The organism is Mesorhizobium sp. LNHC252B00 (genome assembly GCF_000502955.1).
In the GTDB taxonomy this organism is placed as follows: Bacteria; Pseudomonadota; Alphaproteobacteria; order Rhizobiales; family Rhizobiaceae; genus Mesorhizobium.
The window spans coordinates 39,135-55,295 of record NZ_AYWO01000018.1 but is presented as its reverse complement, the minus strand read 5'-3'; the positions used below and the strand labels follow the sequence as shown (position 1 = coordinate 55,295).

The window sequence follows — 16,161 nt, the reverse complement described above, 5'->3', positions numbered from 1 at the left end:
GCCTCAGAGACAATGCAGCCCAAATGACGCTGCGACCTGGAGCGGATGTAGCCGCGCAAGCCATACTCTCTCGGATACGGACATGAACGAAATGCCTGACCAAATCACGAATATCTCGCTCTCCAGCCGCAACGATCCCAAAGCCTGGTTGGCCCAGCACGGCATCAACGAGGTCGAGTGCCTGGTGCCCGACATGAATGGCGTCCTGCGCGGCAAGGCCCTACCGACGGCCAAGTTCCTCCAGGCGCTGGAAGACCGCGCGCTCTATCTGCCGAGCAGCGCCTTCCTGGTCAGCATCGATGGCCGCTATTCCGGCTCGATCGACGAGGGTTTTGCCTATTCCGACCCAGACATGCGCATTGTGCCGGACCTTTCGACGCTCTGCCTGGCGCCCGGCGCCGGTGCCGGCAAGGCCTATGTCTTTGCCGATGCTTTCCACATGAACGGCAGGCCATGGATGGCCTCGCCGCGCCATGTGCTGCGGGCCGTGCTCGATCTCTACAAGCAACGCGGCTGGCGGGCGGTGGTGGCGCCGGAGCTCGAATTCTATCTGACCGCGCCCAATCCCGATCCCGGCCAGCCGCTGATCGCACCAGTCGGCAGCAATGGCCGCGCTGAAACCGTACAGCATCCCTATGACATGGCGGCGCTCGAGGAATTCGAGCCGGTGATCCGCCGCATCTATGATTATGCGGCGGCGGCCGGGCTGCCGCTCGACACGCTGATCCACGAGTCAGGCACGGCACAGTTGGAAATCAACTTCCTGCATGGCGATGCGCTGCCGCTGGCCGACAAGGTGTTGTTGTTCAAGCGGCTGACGCGCCAATCCGCGCAGCAAAGCGGCATGCATGCCACCTTCATGGCCAAGCCGATCGCGGCGCAGGCGGGCAGCTCGATGCATCTGCACATGTCGGTCATCGACGAGGCCGGCAAGACGCTGTTTGCCAACACTGATGATGGCGATACCGAGATGTTCGGCCATTTCATCGGCGGGCTGCAGAAATATGTCCCCGAAATCATGCTGCTGTTCGCCCCGAACGTGAACTCGTTCCGCCGCATAAGGCCGAACCACAGTGCGCCGGCCAACATCGAATGGTCGCACGACAACCGCTCTTGCGGCCTGCGCGTGCCGGCCGGTGGTCGCGCCGCGCGGCGGGTGGAGAACCGCTTGCCGGGTGCTGATTCCAATCCCTATCTGGCAATTGCCGGCTCGCTGCTTGCCGGCTATCTCGGCGTCAAGCAGAAGCTGGCACGGTCGGTCGAGGCGTCTGGCAACGCCTACAAGATCAAAAGCACGCTGCCGAAAACCATGGAGGAGGCGTTGGACCGCTTCGCTGCTTGCGATCCGGTGCGGGCGCTGCTCGGCGAGGATTTCTTCCAGACCTATCTGCGCGTCAAGAGCGTCGAACTTGACCTGTTCCAGGGCGTGGTGACGAGCTGGGAACGCGACCACCTGCTGCTCAAGGTGTGATGATGGGCTTCAATTCCGAGGGCTTTAATTCCGGTTTGGATATCGGCAAATCCTACTATGTCGCGACGGCAAATCCGTCACCTGACCACGCCGCCCTGCAGGGAGATGTCGACGCCGATTTGGTGGTGGTCGGCGGCGGCTGCACCGGCCTGTCCGCCGCCCTTCACGCTGCCGAGCGCGGCTTGAAGGTGGTGCTGCTCGAAGGCGGAAAGATCGGCTGGGGCGCCTCAGGGCGCAATGGCGGCCAGATGATCCCAGGCCTGCGCAAGGGCGCCAAGGGCCTGGTCAGGCTCTACGGGCCCGAGCGGGCAAAGGCGCTGTTCGATCTTGCGTTCGAGGCGCGCGGGCTGGTGCTCGAAATCATCGAGCGCCACGCGATTGATTGCGATCTCAGGCTGACCGGCCATCTGGTCGGTGCGGTCAACGGCTCCGATCTTAGGGAGATCGAGGAAGAGGCTGAGTGCCTGGCCACGGTGATGAAGTTCCCGCACGCCGAAATCCTGTCAGCGGCGGAGGCACGTAGCAAGGTCGATACGCCCTATCACGGCGCGATGTACGAGCCGCTTGGTGGCCACATGCATCCGCTGAACTATACGTTCGGCCTCGCCCGCGCCGCGATTGCTGCCGGCGTCACCATCCACGAGAATTCGGTGGCCGTGCGGCTGGAGCGCGAGCCTTCGATCCGGGTCTCGACATCAAACGGCTCTGTCCGGGCAAAACACGTCGTGCTGGCGGGCGATGCACTGCTCAACGGACTGGAGCCGCGCGTCAACAGTCGCATCATGCCGGTCGGCAACTACATCGTCGCCACCGAGCCGCTGGAAGGCAAATGCAATGTCATCCCGGCCAATGTCGCGGTATCCGACACGCGTTTCGTCGTCAATTACTACCGGATGTCGGCGGATGGACGGCTGCTGTTTGGCGGCGGCGAGCGCTACACGCCGTCGCCGCCGGCCGACATTGCCGGCTTCGTGCGGCCGCATATGGAAGCCACTTTCCCACAGCTGAAGGACTGCCGCATCGATCATGCCTGGGGCGGGCTGGTGTCGGTGACGACATCGCGGCTGCCGCATGTCGGACACTATGGCGAGGTCTATTTCGCGCACGGCTATTCCGGCAAGGGCGTCATCCTGTCGACGCTGTCGGGCAAGCTGCTGGCCGAAGCGATGACCGGCGATGCCTCGCGGCTCGACCTGTTCTCGACGCTGACCCCAATGCCATTCCCCGGCGGCACGGCGCTGCGCGGTCCGCTCTATGTGCTGGGGATGCTGTGGTACGCAATGCGTGATCGGATTAAGCATTGAGGACTTCGTCGGTGTCATCGTCGCTCGAGGATGACGAACCTGATGTAGTAGATGCTAACTGCACATACGAAACACGTGTTCGCAATACGACCTTTTTGAATCCGGAGCCGATGCGATGGTCAAGTTCCTGCCGCTCAAACAGGCCGTTGCGGAGAATTTGAACCATGGCGACACCGCTGCCTTCGAGGGTTTCACCCATCTGATCCCGACGGCGGCGGCGCATGAGGCGATCCGCCAGGGGTTTCGCGACCTGACATTGATCCGCATGACGCCGGACCTGATCTACGACCAGATGATCGGCATGGGCATGGCGAAGAAAATCGTCTTCTCCTATCTCGGCAATCCCGGCGTTGGCCTGCTGCGGCGCGCCCGCGATGCCATCGAGAACGGTTATCCGCGCGCGCTCGAGGTCGAGGAGCACAGCCATGCCGGCATGGCCAACGCCTATGAGGCAGGTGCTGCCGGCCTGCCTTGCGCGGTGTTTCGCGGCTATCGCGGCACTGGGCTGGCGACGGTCAATCCGAACATCAAATCGGTCTCTTGTCCGTTCACCGGCGAGGTGCTGGCGGCCGTTCCTTCGATCCGGCCAGACGTCACCTTCGTTCATGCGCAGAAGGCCGACAGGAAGGGCAATATACTGGTCGAAGGCATTATCGGCATCCAGAAGGAAGCTGTGCTGGCGGCCAAACGGGCGGTGGTGACGGTCGAGGAAGTGGTCGACAATTTCGACGATCTGCACCCCAACCTGACCGTGCTGCCGCGCTGGACGATCGCTGCGATATCCGTCGTACCCGGCGGCTCGCATCCGTCCTACGCGCATGGCTATTATGCGCGCGACAATGCCGCCTATCTCGAATGGGACGAGGTCGCCGCCGACCGCGAGAAATTCCAGGCGTGGATGCAGGCCAACGTTATCGAGAAGAGCGCCGACGACTTCGCCGGGCGGGTCGAGCATCTGAGGAAACCGACATGAGCGAGCTGTCGTTCACCCCCAACGAGATGATGACCATCGCCGCCAGCCGGGCGCTGCGGAATGACGATGTCTGCTTCGTCGGCATCGGCGCGCCGTCCGCTGCCTGCAATGTAGCGCGGCTGACACACGCGCCTGACATCACCTTGATCTACGAGAGCGGCACGATCGGCACCGCGCCCGACGTGCTGCCGCTGTCGATCGGCGACGGCGAATTGTGCGAGACCGCGGTCACCACCGTCGCGGTGCCGGAGATGTTCCGCTACTGGCTGCAGGGCGGCCGTATCTCGATCGGCTTCCTCGGAGCGGCGCAGCTCGATAAGTTCGGCAACATCAACACCACGGTCATCGGCGACTATTTTCGCCCCAAGACCCGGCTGCCCGGCGGCGGCGGCGCGCCGGAGATCGCGACCTCGTCGAAGGAAACCTACATCACCATGGCGCAGACCAAGCGCGGCATGGTCGAGAAGATCGACTTCTTCACCTCCTTTGGCCATGGCGAGGGGGGCGATCATCGCCAACGCCTTGGCATCGACACCGCTGGCCCGACCTTGCTGATCACCGATCTCGCCATCTGGAAACCGGATCCCGTGACCAAGGAATTCACGGTCGTGTCGCTGCATCCCGGCGTCACACGCGAACAGGTGCGGGAGAGCTGTGGCTGGGTGGTTAAGTTCGCCGAGGCGCTTGACGAAACACCGGCGCCAAGCGAACTCGAACTCACTACATTGCGCGACCTGCAGGCCCGCACCAAGGCGGCGCATGAGGGAACCGGAAAAGCAAAGGCTGCATGACATGGCCGAGGCCTATATCTGCGACTACATCCGCACGCCGATCGGCCGTTTCGGCGGTTCGCTGTCGTCGGTGCGTACCGACGACCTCGGCGCCATACCCCTAAGAGCGCTGGTCGAGCGCAATCCCGGCATCGACTGGCAGGCGGTCGACGATGTCGTCTATGGCTGTGCCAACCAGGCCGGCGAGGACAACCGCAACGTTGCGCGCATGGCGCTGTTGCTGGCCGGACTGCCGAAGGAGATTCCGGGTTCGACCGTCAATCGCCTGTGCGGTTCGGGCATGGATGCGCTGATCATTGCCGCGCGCGCCATCAAGGCCGGCGAGGCGGAACTGATGATCGCGGGCGGCGTCGAATCGATGAGCCGCGCGCCCTTCGTCATGCCCAAGGCCGACACGGCGTTCTCGCGCAATGCCGAGATCTACGACACCACCATCGGCTGGCGCTTCGTCAACCCGCTGATGAAGAGCCAGTATGGCGTCGATTCGATGCCGGAGACCGGCGAGAACGTTGCGGAAGAGTTCGCCATCTCCCGCGCGGACCAGGATGCCTTTGCCGCGCGCAGCCAGGACAGGGCAGTCGTCGCGCAAGCCAATGGAAGGCTGGCCAAGGAGATCACCCCCGTGACGATCCCGCAGCGCAAAGGGGATGCGGTTGTCGTCGCCAAGGATGAGCATCCTCGTGCCGGCACCACCGTCGAGGCGCTGGCCAAGCTGCCGACGCCGTTCCGGCAGGGCGGCACGGTGACGGCCGGCAACGCCTCGGGCGTCAATGACGGGGCGGCGGCGCTGATCGTTGCCGCGGGGGCTGCCATCAAGAAATATGGCCTGACGCCGATCGCTCGCATCCTTGGCGGTGCCGCCGCAGGCGTGGCGCCGCGCATTATGGGGATCGGCCCGGCGCCGGCGACGCAAAAACTTTGCGCCCGGCTCGGGCTGACGCCAAGTCAGTTCGACGTCATCGAGCTCAACGAGGCCTTTGCCTCGCAAGGCATCGCCGTGCTGCGCCAGCTCGGCATCGCCGAGGATGCCGGGCACGTCAATCCGAATGGCGGCGCCATCGCGCTCGGCCACCCGCTGGGTATGTCGGGCGCACGCATATCCGGAACGGCTGCGCTGGAACTTCGCGAGCGTGGCGACCGTTTTGCGCTGGCAACCATGTGCATCGGCGTCGGCCAGGGTATCGCGATCGCGCTCGAACGGGTTTGATCACAGGCCTTGCCAAATTTGACCGCGTGGACAAAAGTTCAGCGTCGTTCCATAGTTCCCCGTCTGAATATTTTCACGAACAGCCGGCTCGACACGGCTGTCGAACAGAGGGGAATGCAATGGAAAATCGAAAGAATAGAGTCCAGGTAAAACGCGAAGGGATTTCGCGGCGCAACGTGCTGGAACTCGGCGCACTTGGCTTGGCCGCAGCGATGCTGCCGGGCGCTGCCTTCGGCAAGGACAAGAAGCTGAAGGTGGCGGCGATCTTCGCCACGCCGATCGAGGAGCCATGGGACAACCAGATCCATGTCGCCCTGCAGAAGGCCGAGAAGGAACTCGGCATCGAATACAAATGGTCGGAAAAGGTACAGACCGCCGATTTCAGCCGCGTCATGCGCGAATATGCGCAAGGCGGCTATCAGCTGGTGCTGGGCGATGCCTTCGCCGCCGAGCGCGAGTCGCGCCGCACCGCCAAGCAGTTCCCGAAGACCGCTTTCCTGTTCGGCTCGGGTGCCGGGCCTGCGGAACCCAACTTCGGCGTTTTCGACAATTGGATCCACGAGCCGGCCTATCTCGCCGGCATGATCGCCGGCAAGATGTCGAAGTCGGGCACGATCGGCGCGGTCGCGGCGATGGGCATTCCGGAGGTGAACCGGCTGGTCAATGCCTTCTTCGCCGGCGCCAAGGAGGTCAATCCCAACATCAAGAAGAAGGTCGCCTTCATCGGTTCCTTCTTCGATCCGCCAAAGGCCAAGGAAGCGGCGGTCGCGCAGATCGACGCCGGTGCCGACGTCATCTACGCCGAGCGCTTCGGCGTCATCGAAGCGGCTGTGGACAAGAAGATCCTCGCCATCTCCAACATGTCCGACCAGTCAAGCCTCGGCCCTGACACGGTGATCACCGGTCCCGTTTGGGACATGTATCCGACGGTCGAGCAGGCGATCAAACTGGTCAAGGCCGGCGTCTTCACCGCGCAGGACTATGGCGATTTCTCGCGGATGGCCAAGGGCGGCTCGTTCCTCGCGCCCTACCACAAGTTCGACAAGACGCTGCCGGCGGACGTCAAGGAGTTGGTCGAGAAGAAGAAGGCCGAGATTCTGGAAGGCAATTTCCGCGTCGACGTGGATGAAAACACGCCGGTTTCGGATTGATGGCCGGCCTTTAGGGGTGGTGCTAGGCGCCCCCCTCTGTCCTGCCGGACATCTCCCCCTCAAGGGGGGAGATTGGCAGCTTCGTTGACGCGCTGTTTTTTCAGGGCGGAAAATTGGCGAAGGCCGAAAGTGACATCCGATCTCCCCCCTTGAGGGGGAGATGGCCGGCAGGCCAGAGGGGGGTGCAGCGCCGCCCCATCCGTCGATTCCAATTCCGATCAGGAGCATCCTTGCCCTTGCCCGCCCCACTCATCGAAATGCGCGGCATCACCAAGAGCTTTGGCGCGGTCAAGGCCAACGAGGCTATCGACCTTAGCGTCGCTCCCGGCGAGATCCTCGGATTGCTGGGCGAGAACGGCGCCGGCAAGACGACGCTGATGAACGTGCTGTTCGGCGCCTATGCGCCCGACGCCGGCGAGATTCTCATCCAGGGCCAACCGGTGCGGATCACCAGTTCGGCCGACGCGCTGGCTGCCGGCATTGGCATGGTGCACCAGCATTTTCATCTCGCGCCGCGGCTCACTGTGCTGGAAAACCTTCTGATCGGCATTCCCGGCAAGACAGGACGGATCGACCGCGCCGGTGGGCTGGCACGGCTGGCAGAGATCGGCCGCCAACATGGCCTCACACTTGACCCGGACCTGCCGGTCTCGGCGCTGTCGGTCGGCGAACAGCAGCGGCTGGAAATCGTCAAGGCGCTGTTTCGCGGCGCCAGGCTGCTGATCCTCGACGAACCGACGGCGGTGCTGGCGCCGAGCGAGGTCGACGGACTGTTTTCGGCATTGCGCTCGATGGCGGCGCAAGGTCTCGGCATCATCTTCATCTCGCACAAGCTCAACGAGGTGCGGGCGCTGACGCATCGCTGCACGGTGCTGCGGCATGGCCGCGTTGCCGGTCGGGTCGATGACCCCGCCAACACGACATCGGCCGCAATGGCGCAATTGATGTGCGGACACGAGATCGTGCCGCCGGCGCGGGGACCATCGACGCCCGGTGCTGATGTGCTCACTCTCAAGGGCATCTCGACATCGCATCATTCGGGTACGCCGCTGCGCGACGTGTCGCTTGCCGTTCGTGCCGGTGAGATCCTCGGCATTGCCGGCGTGTCGGGCAACGGCCAGCGTGCCTTGGCGGAGGTGATCTCCGGGACGCGTGTGCTTGACGCCGGCCAGATGACGATCGCCGGCAGCAAGGTCACACGCTTCTCGCCGCGCGAGGTGCAGGCGCTTGGCCTTGGCCGCATCCCGGAAGACCGCATGACGACAGGCCTGGTCACCAACCTGCCGCTTGCCGATTCGATGGTGCTGCCGCGCATCGGCACCGCCGCTTTCAGCAGCAGGGGCCTGCTCAAGCCGGATGCGATCCGCGCCTTCGCGGAAGAACAGATCAAGGCCTATGATATCAGGTGCCCCGGGCCGATGACCCGCGCCGGCGCGCTGTCCGGCGGCAATCTGCAGAAAGCGCTGCTGGCGCGCGAACTGGCCTTCGATCCGAAGGTGCTTGTTGTCTCGCAGCCGACGCGCGGCCTTGATATCGGAGCCGCCCGCTTCATCCACGAGAAATTCCTCGACATGCGGGCGAAGGGCTGCGGCATCGTCGTCATCGGCGAGGATCTCGAAGAGCTGCTGGTGCTCTGCGACCGCATCGCTGTGATGTATGAGGGCCGCATCGTCGGCGCGCTCGACAGCGCCGATGCGACGATCGCGCGGCTCGGCCTAATGATGACCGGGGCGGGGGGAGAGTCTAGATGAACCTTCTGGCGGCGCTGACCCCCACCCCTAACCCCTCCCCACAAGGGCGAGGGGGATGCTGCCGCGCGCCGTTCACACAGCTTCCGAGCCCAAACTTCAGCCGTTTTGTCGTGGTCAGCGCCTCCGAGAGTTCCCCTCCTTGTGGGGAGGGGCTAGGGGTGGGGGTTCCTCTTCGTCAGAATCCTTGTTCGACAGACCGAACAGAGGGTGCCGCCTAATGTTCCGCCTGGAAGTCCGCGCAAGCACTCCTGCCTGGTTCAATCTGGCTTTGCCGCTGCTGGCGATCGGCGCCACGCTTGTCCTGTGCAGCGGGCTCATCGCGCTAGCCGGTGCCGGCGTACTCGAATCCTATGGCGTGATGTTCACGGCATCTCTCGGCGATAGCTATGCCATTACCGAAACCATGGTGCGTGCAGCACCGATGATCTTCACCGGACTGGCGGTCGCGGTCGCCTTCCGGGCCAAATTCTGGAACATCGGCGCCGAGGGTCAATTGCTGGCCGGCGCCGTGGCCAGCTGCTTTGTCGGCGCGATCCCCATGCCGGGGCCGCTCGCCATGTTCTTGATGGCGGTGGCCGGGGCTGCGGCCGGCGCTGCGGTAGCACTTGTTCCCGCCACGCTGCGGGTGAAATTCAAGGTCGACGATGTCGTCAGTTCGCTGCTGCTCAACTCAGTAATCTACTATGCACTGATGGCTCTGATCGAGGGGCCGTGGAAGGACACGTTCAGCGGCTATCCGATCTCACCGCCGATCGAGGATTCGGCCAATTTTCCGGTGCTGCTCGAAGGCACAAGGCTGCATCTCGGCGTCGTCGTGGCGCTGATCACGGCGCCGCTGATCTGGTTCCTGATCGTGCGCACGACGCTCGGTTTCAGGATCAGGGTCACCGGGGAAAACCAGGAAGCGGCCAGATATGGCGGCATCCATGTCGAGCGCGTGCTGATCTCCACCGCTCTGCTGTCTGGCGCACTGGCCGGATTGGCCGGCGTCGGCGAGGTCGGCGGCGTGCATTTCCAGGTGATGAGCGACATCTCGCCGGGCTATGGCTATTCCGGAATCGTCGTTGCCATGCTGGCGCGGCTCAATCCGCTCGGTGTCGTGCCGGCGGCGATCTTCCTGGCCGCCGTCATGACCGGCGCCGAGGCGATGTCGCGCGCAACCGGGGTGCCGGCGTTCCTCAGCGACGTCATCCAGGGCACCGCATTGCTCGCCATGCTGGTGGCGCTGCTGTTCACCGCCTATCGCATCCGTCGCGTCGGGGCTGCCCGATGAGCGCGGTGTTCGAACAGATCTTTCAGGTAGGCTTCCTCGCCGCCATCATTCGCATCGCCACGCCGCTGGCGTTTGCGACGCTCGGCGAAATGTTCTCCGAGCGCGCCGGAGTGCTCAATCTTGGCATCGAAGGCATCATGCTTTTGTCGGCGATGACCGGCTTCACCGCCGCCAGCCTCAGCGGCAGCCTGTGGCTCGGCGTGCTGGCGGCGGTACTGACCGGCATGCTGATGGGCGCGCTCCATGCGTTGTTCACCGTGGTGCTGGGCTTGAGCCAGCATGTCTGCGGCATCGGCGTGACGCTGTTCTCGTCGGGCCTTGCCTACTTCCTTTACCGGCTGATCTTTGGCCAGCAGTCGGTGCCGCCCAGCATCAAGGGGTTCGAGACGCTGCCGATCCCCGTCCTCTCCGGCATCCCGGTGCTCGGGCCGGCGGTGTTCAACCAGTTTGCGCTGGTCTACATGGCGATCCTTGCGATCCCACTGGCCGCCTTCGTGCTCTACCGCACGCCTTGGGGCCTGTCGGTGCGCATGGTCGGTGAAAACCCGCGCGCCGCCGATTCGGCCGGTGTCAGCGTCATCGCCACACGCTTCCAGGCGGTTGTCCTCGGCGGCGCGCTGATGGGGCTTGCCGGCGCCTTCCTGTCGATGGCGCAGTTCAACGCCTTCACCTTCGGCGTGGTGTCGGGGCGCGGCTGGGTGGCGATCGCACTGGTCGTCTTCGGCCGCTGGGATCCGTGGCGCTCGGCAGGGGCCGCGCTGCTGTTCGCCTTTGTCGATGCCTTGCAGCTGCGCATGCAGGCCAGCGGGCTCGGGCACATCCCCTACGAAACGTTCCTGATGCTGCCCTTCATTTTCACCATCGTCGCCATGGCGGTGATGTCGCGCAATGCGGTGGCGCCCTCGGCGCTGCTCAAGCCATTTCGACGGGAAGAGCGGTAGGCGAGCAGGGCTTGGTGTCCCTTCCTTTGCGAAGCAGCGACGGAGTGGGGGAACCACCTGGCAACGGTCGCCAACGGATATTGAAAGGGGACCAAGGTGCAAGAACCTTCCTGTGCCGCGCCAACGGTCGACCCCCGCCCCGTCGAGCTGCGCTCGACACCTCTCCCCCGATCGACGGGGTAGAGGAAGGGCGCCAAGCTGTCCCTGGGAGCGAGGAACCTGGATTCTAGAAACCTCACATCGCTGTAAAGCCGTTGTCGACGAACAGATGCGTGCCGTTGACGAAGCTCGACTCGTCGCTGGCCAGGTACAGCGCTGCCTTGGCCACCTCTTCCGGCTCGCCGATGCGGCCTTGTTGCACGGCCAGTGCGGCGTCGGAGACATCGATGCCGAGCTTGCCCAAATCGGCGACCTCGCGCAAGCCGTGCGGCGTGCGGATGAAGCCGGGACATACGGCGTTGCAGCGGATGTTGCGGTCGCGGAACTCGACGGCGATGGCGCGCGCGAACATGTGGCAGGCGCCCTTGGTGGTGTCGTAGAGCACTTCGTTCGGCGTCGCCGCCACCGCCGAGATCGACGAGGTGCAGACGATCGAGCCGCCGCCCGCCGCGATCATGCCGGGCAGCACGGCGCGCGTCATCAGGAACATCGAGCGCACATTGACGGCATGCAGCCAATCCCATTCCTGTACCGTCGTCTCCAGGAAGGGTTTGATGACGATGGTGCCGGCATGGTTGAACAGCACGGTGACCGGACCGAACTTTTCAGTCGCGCCCTTCACGGCCGATTCGACCTGGCCTTCATCGGAGACGTCGGCGACGAAATGCGCGGCGACATGGCCACGCTCCCGGATCGCCGCCGCGGTTGCGACAGCGGCCTCGTTATTGCGGTCGATGATCGCCACCTTGGCGCCTTCCGCCGCAAACAGTTCCGAGGCCGCCCCGCCCATTCCCGTCGCGCCGCCTGAAATGATAGCGACCTTGCCGGCCAGTCTTGTGCCCATTGCCTCGCTCCCTATTTGACGATTCCGCTCTGCATGGTTGGGCGATGCTACCGCGCTCGCAGCGGGCAGCCAACGCACGAATTGGGTGCAGCAGGGACACGGCCATAGGTCCATCCCACGCACAGGCGATTTGGACATGCCATGTTCGGCCGCTTGCTCTATCATACGCGCTCAGCAAGTGACAACCAATTTTCGAACATAAATGAGAAAATTATTCTATCTAAGGTGCGAAAATAGCAATCGACAAAGTCTACAAGTTTTATAGATTAACCGGCGAGACGGAGGCAGATATGTCCTATATCCAGAACGCCCAGACGGATCGCAGCGGCCAGAGGCTGGCCAATGCCCAGACCTTCCGCCCGGCCTATGCCGGCGCTTTCGCCTATGTGGTCTTTGCCCTTGCGTTTGTGTTCACCGGGGCCGTTGTTCTGGGCCTCATCCCCTAGCGTTCGTCAGATCGACCGGGGTTAGCTGCCCCACCGCTTCCAGGCAATCGGAGTTGAATGAACCGAATCCTCGGTGCGCTTGCGCGCGCCCGACACAATTGAGGAGATGGCAATGCCGATCGAGTTCACGCATGTTCCCGGCAAGACCGCCGACGCTGCAGTTCCCTTTTTCTATGACTTCGCCGAGACCGCGACCAAGCTCGGACTCATCGAGGACGGCGGTTTCCGCAAGATCGTCGTCGACGATTCGGCCGGGCTGCTGACCAATATGGATCTTGCTGCCCAGGTGCTGGACCGGACCTTGTCGCTGGAAGTCGTGCTAACGCACTGGGCGGGCGTGGTTGAACCGACAGTCGCGGCCCGCCAGCTTGCGTCGATCGATAGGAAAAGCGGCGGGCGGCTGGTGCTGCGGATGATCAGCGAGCCGCTGAGCGACGCCGACGCCGAAACACGGCCGGTCGGCCACACCGTCATCTGGCAGCGCATCGACGAATATCTGGTGCTGCTCAAGCGGCTTTGGTCGAACGACCGGCCCTTCGACCATGAAGGCGCGTTCTACAGCATCAAAGGCGGCTACGTGCCGCGCAAGGGTCCGCACGGCGCCGACCTGATCATCCGCATGGGCGGGCAATCCGGGACGGCAGTTAAGGTGGCTGGCCGGCATGCCGATGTCTTCGAACTGGCGCCGGGCTCGATCGACGAAGTCCGGCAGTCCATGGAGCGGGTGCGGGTCGCGGCCGCCGAACACGGCCGGGCGGGCAAATTGCGCTTTGCGCTTCCGGTCAGGATCCACCAGGGTGCTTCCGCCCCCGGCCTCAAGGCGGTCGACGTGGCCGGCCCGCCGGCCCAGGCCGCCCTGTCGCTGCTTGCCTATGCGGCTCTCGGGATCGATGAATTCATGATTGTCGGCGTCGACACGCCGCGTGAGATCGCCACCGTTGGCCGGGAAACGATCGCCCTGCTGCGCAATTCGCTGGTGCGCCGCGAAACGGACGCATTCCAGCCCGGGGCGTTTGCGCCGCGCGCGAGTATTGAGACGCGCGCAGCGGGCTGAGGGCCTTCAGCCCTTCGGTGCTTCAGGCCTGTCGCCAAGCCGCGACAGGCCTTCTATGACGGCGGCTGAATCCGCCAGCGCGCCGAAGACGCCGTCCTCGACCGTCACCATGTGCAGCGCGGCTTCGTGGGCCCTTTGGTCGCCGCTGGCGCAGGCATCCGAGATCGTCAGGCATTGAAAATTGCGGTCGCAAGCCTCGCGCAGCGTGGTGTGGACGCAGACGTCCGTTGTGCATCCTGAAAACAGCAGATGCGTGATGCCTTGCGCGCGCAGGACAAGTTCGAAATCCGTATAGGTAAAGGCGCTGTTGCAGGTCTTGTCGACGATGATGTCCTGCGGCGCCACGTCGATCTCCGGAACAATCTGGAACCCCGGGCCCGAGCGCAGCAGGATTTCGGTGCCTTCGAGCCCGGCGCGCTTGCGGCGCCATTTCTCGTAGGGCGTCATGTCGGCCATGTCAGCCCGATAGCCCTGCCTGGTGTGGATGACCCTTATGCCAGCCTTGCGGGCAGCGGCGATCAGCCGGCTCACTGTCGGCAGGATCGCCCTGAGCGGTGCGGGATCATATCCCTGCCTGGCAAAGTAACCCGTCGTCGACAGGAAATCCTGCTGCAGGTCGATGACGATCAGTGCCGTGTTTTCGGCCACCAGCCTGCCGTCAAAGGGGAAGTCGAAGGGTCTCGCCTTGATCATTTTGGGCTCTCCTCACCGATTTGCGGGGCCCATCCTGACCGGCGAAGCAGCAGCCGTCCACCGGCGTGGCAGCCCAACGCGAAGCGGCAGAGTGCCGAGGTGCGGAAGGTTACGGCGATTTGTTGATCGTTGCAGTCATCTTTAATGTTGACTAGCAACGTCATGTTTCCTAGTCAACCGGGCATCGGCTTGCCGAAAGCCGGAATCTGGAGATGCAAGCGGCCGCATTGGAGAGATGCCATGACCGTGGCTGGAATTGATGCCCAGACTGCCTTCCATATCGATGCGGTGCGCTTTGCCGTCGGCGCGCGGACCCTGCTCGGTCCGGTCTCGCTCGAACTGGAGCGCTCGCGCGTCTACGGGCTGATCGGCCACAATGGTTCGGGCAAGTCGACGCTGATCAAGCTCATGGCGCGCCAGCAGCCGGCAAGCTCGGGCGCCATCACCTTCGCCAGGCGTCCGCTGCCGCAATGGGGCGCCCGCGAGTTCGCTCGCGCGCTTGCCTATCTGCCGCAGACGACGCCGGCGGCGACCGGTCTCACCGTGCGCGAACTGGCGACGCTCGGGCGCTATCCCTGGCACGGCGCGCTTGGCCGTTTCCGTGCCGAGGACAGGCAGCATGTCGACGGGGCGCTGGCCCTGACCGACATGGAAGGCTTTGCCGACCGGCTGGTGGACGAATTGTCCGGCGGAGAACGCCAGCGCGCCTGGCTGGCCATGCTGGTGGCACAGAATGCCGGCGTCATGCTGCTCGACGAGCCGATCTCGGCACTCGACATCGCCCATCAGGTCGAGGTGCTCAGGCTGGTCCGAAATCTCAGCCGCAAACGTGACCTTTGCGTGGTGGTGGTGCTGCACGATCCCAACATGGCGGCGCGCTATTGCGACGAGCTGATCGCGCTTAAGGACGGCAAGCTGCTGACGCGCGGCACGCCTGGCGAGATCATGCGAAGCGATGTGCTGAAAGGCATTTTCGGCGTGGAGATGGGCGTGTTCGCGCACCCCGTCACCGGCCAGCCCGTCGGTTACGTGCAGTGACGAGATTTGATGCAGCGGTGGGAAATAGAAAGCGGCTGGCCGCTGTGAGAACAAGGAAGACGCTGTTGTCTAGATATGGTTTGTTGGCGGCGTTGGTCGCATCCGTCATCCTGTCGGTGGGTAGCGCGACCGCCCAGGAGCAACCGGTCAGGGGCGCGCCCGCGATCGAAGCGCCCGCCGCGCCGCCAGCGCCCGTTGCACCGGCAGTCGCGCCGCCGCAGCCAGCCAACCAGCCGAACGCGACCCTGCCGGGCGAGACTGGCCTTTCAACGGCGATGGAGTCGACCCTGCCGCATGATCTGTCGCCATGGGGCATGTTCATGGCGGCCGATATCATCGTCAAGGCGGTGATGATCGGGCTGGCCTTTGCCTCACTCGTCACCTGAACGNCATGGCGGCCGATATCATCGTCAAGGCGGTGATGATCGGGCTGGCCTTTGCCTCACTCGTCACCTGGACGATATGGCTGGCCAAATCGCTCGAGATTTTTGGTGGCAAGCTGCGCATCCGCCGCGCCGTCCGGGCAATCGGCGATGCCGCCACGCTGAGCCAGGCCAGCCGTGCGCTCGACCGCAGCGGCGGCCCCGGCGCGCTTCTGGTGCGGGCGGCCGAGGAGGAGACCGCGCTTTCGGCCGGCGCTCTCGATCATGTCTCGGGCGACGGGCTGAAGGAGCGCGTCACCTCACGGCTGTCGCGCATCGAGGCGGCGGCGTCGCGGCGCATGTCGCGAGGCACCGGTGTGCTGGCGACGATCGGCTCGACCGCGCCCTTCGTCGGCCTGTTCGGCACCGTGTGGGGCATCATGAACGCCTTCATCGGCATCTCTCAGGCGCAGACCACCAATCTCGCCGTGGTCGCGCCAGGTATCGCCGAGGCACTGCTTGCCACGGCGATGGGCCTTGTCGCGGCAATACCGGCCGTCGTCGTCTACAACGTCTTTGCCCGCTCGATAGCCGGCTACCGCCAGATCCTCGCCGATGCCTCGGCGGGTGTCGAACGGCTGGTCAGCCGCGACCTCGACTTCCGCACGGTCGGGCCGGCAACGGCGCTGGCGGCGGAGTAGCG

The 16,161-nt window shown here is 64.2% G+C and carries 14 protein-coding genes and 1 pseudogene; 13 read left to right on the top strand and 2 right to left on the bottom strand.

Annotated elements, in window-relative coordinates:
* The first annotated feature begins 91 nt into the window (after window positions 1–91).
* The 9 genes from X744_RS149500 (at window position 92) to X744_RS149540 (ending at window position 10,862) form a co-directional block, all read left to right on the top strand.
* Window positions 92–1,471, top strand: a complete 1,380-nt coding sequence (locus X744_RS149500; RefSeq protein ID WP_023760903.1) for a glutamine synthetase family protein — start codon at window positions 92–94, stop codon at window positions 1,469–1,471.
* Window positions 1,471–2,775 (top strand): FAD-binding oxidoreductase, encoded by a 1,305-nt coding sequence (locus X744_RS149505; RefSeq protein WP_023760902.1) that lies wholly within the window; start codon window positions 1,471–1,473, stop codon window positions 2,773–2,775. Before X744_RS149500 ends, X744_RS149505 begins: the two co-directional genes overlap by 1 nt.
* A gap of 115 nt (window positions 2,776–2,890) precedes the next feature.
* Entirely contained in the window at window positions 2,891–3,748 is an 858-nt protein-coding gene (locus X744_RS149510; protein ID WP_023760901.1) for a CoA transferase subunit A, read from the top strand.
* Window positions 3,745–4,539 (top strand): CoA-transferase subunit beta, encoded by a 795-nt coding sequence (locus X744_RS149515; RefSeq protein WP_023760900.1) that lies wholly within the window; start codon window positions 3,745–3,747, stop codon window positions 4,537–4,539. The genes X744_RS149510 and X744_RS149515 overlap by 4 nt, the downstream gene beginning before the upstream one ends.
* Window position 4,540: 1 nt before the next feature.
* A complete protein-coding gene (gene pcaF / locus X744_RS149520) occupies window positions 4,541–5,746 on the top strand; it encodes a 3-oxoadipyl-CoA thiolase (RefSeq protein ID WP_023760899.1) in 1,206 nt (401 codons plus the stop codon).
* A 119-nt stretch (window positions 5,747–5,865) separates the two neighbouring features.
* A complete protein-coding gene (locus X744_RS149525; RefSeq protein ID WP_023760898.1) occupies window positions 5,866–6,897 on the top strand; it encodes a BMP family protein in 1,032 nt (343 codons plus the stop codon).
* A gap of 236 nt (window positions 6,898–7,133) precedes the next feature.
* Entirely contained in the window at window positions 7,134–8,648 is a 1,515-nt protein-coding gene (locus X744_RS149530; RefSeq protein ID WP_023760897.1) for an ABC transporter ATP-binding protein, read from the top strand.
* 217 nt (window positions 8,649–8,865) lie between these two features.
* A complete protein-coding gene (locus X744_RS149535) occupies window positions 8,866–9,921 on the top strand; it encodes an ABC transporter permease (RefSeq protein WP_023760896.1) in 1,056 nt (351 codons plus the stop codon).
* Window positions 9,918–10,862 carry an ABC transporter permease gene (locus tag X744_RS149540; RefSeq protein ID WP_023760895.1) on the top strand — a complete coding sequence of 315 codons (945 nt, stop codon included), beginning with the start codon at window positions 9,918–9,920 and terminating at the stop codon, window positions 10,860–10,862. The genes X744_RS149535 and X744_RS149540 overlap by 4 nt, the downstream gene beginning before the upstream one ends.
* A gap of 235 nt (window positions 10,863–11,097) precedes the next feature.
* Here the strand turns inward: X744_RS149540 and X744_RS149545 are convergent, their stop codons facing one another.
* Entirely contained in the window at window positions 11,098–11,865 is a 768-nt protein-coding gene (locus X744_RS149545) for an SDR family oxidoreductase (RefSeq protein ID WP_023760894.1), read from the bottom strand.
* Window positions 11,866–12,155: 290 nt separating this feature from the next.
* Between X744_RS149545 and X744_RS1000000172335 the strand changes: the two genes are divergently transcribed.
* Window positions 12,156–12,311, top strand: coding sequence for a hypothetical protein (locus X744_RS1000000172335; RefSeq protein ID WP_023760893.1), 156 nt, complete (start codon window positions 12,156–12,158; stop codon window positions 12,309–12,311).
* A 112-nt stretch (window positions 12,312–12,423) separates the two neighbouring features.
* Window positions 12,424–13,365, top strand: coding sequence for an LLM class flavin-dependent oxidoreductase (locus X744_RS149550; protein ID WP_023760892.1), 942 nt, complete (start codon window positions 12,424–12,426; stop codon window positions 13,363–13,365).
* Window positions 13,366–13,371: 6 nt separating this feature from the next.
* Here X744_RS149550 and X744_RS149555 read toward each other — a convergent pair whose 3' ends face one another.
* The gene (locus tag X744_RS149555) at window positions 13,372–14,058 is read right to left on the bottom strand and encodes an isochorismatase family cysteine hydrolase (protein WP_023760891.1); all 687 of its coding nucleotides are present in this window, start codon (window positions 14,056–14,058) and stop codon (window positions 13,372–13,374) included.
* 240 nt (window positions 14,059–14,298) lie between these two features.
* Between X744_RS149555 and X744_RS149560 the strand changes: the two genes are divergently transcribed.
* Complete coding sequence (locus X744_RS149560) at window positions 14,299–15,096, top strand: ATP-binding cassette domain-containing protein (RefSeq protein WP_023760890.1); 798 nt, start codon at window positions 14,299–14,301, stop codon at window positions 15,094–15,096.
* Window positions 15,097–15,161: 65 nt separating this feature from the next.
* Window positions 15,162–16,159: pseudogene (gene exbB / locus X744_RS1000000176040) on the top strand (tonB-system energizer ExbB).
* Window positions 16,160–16,161: the final 2 nt, after the last annotated feature.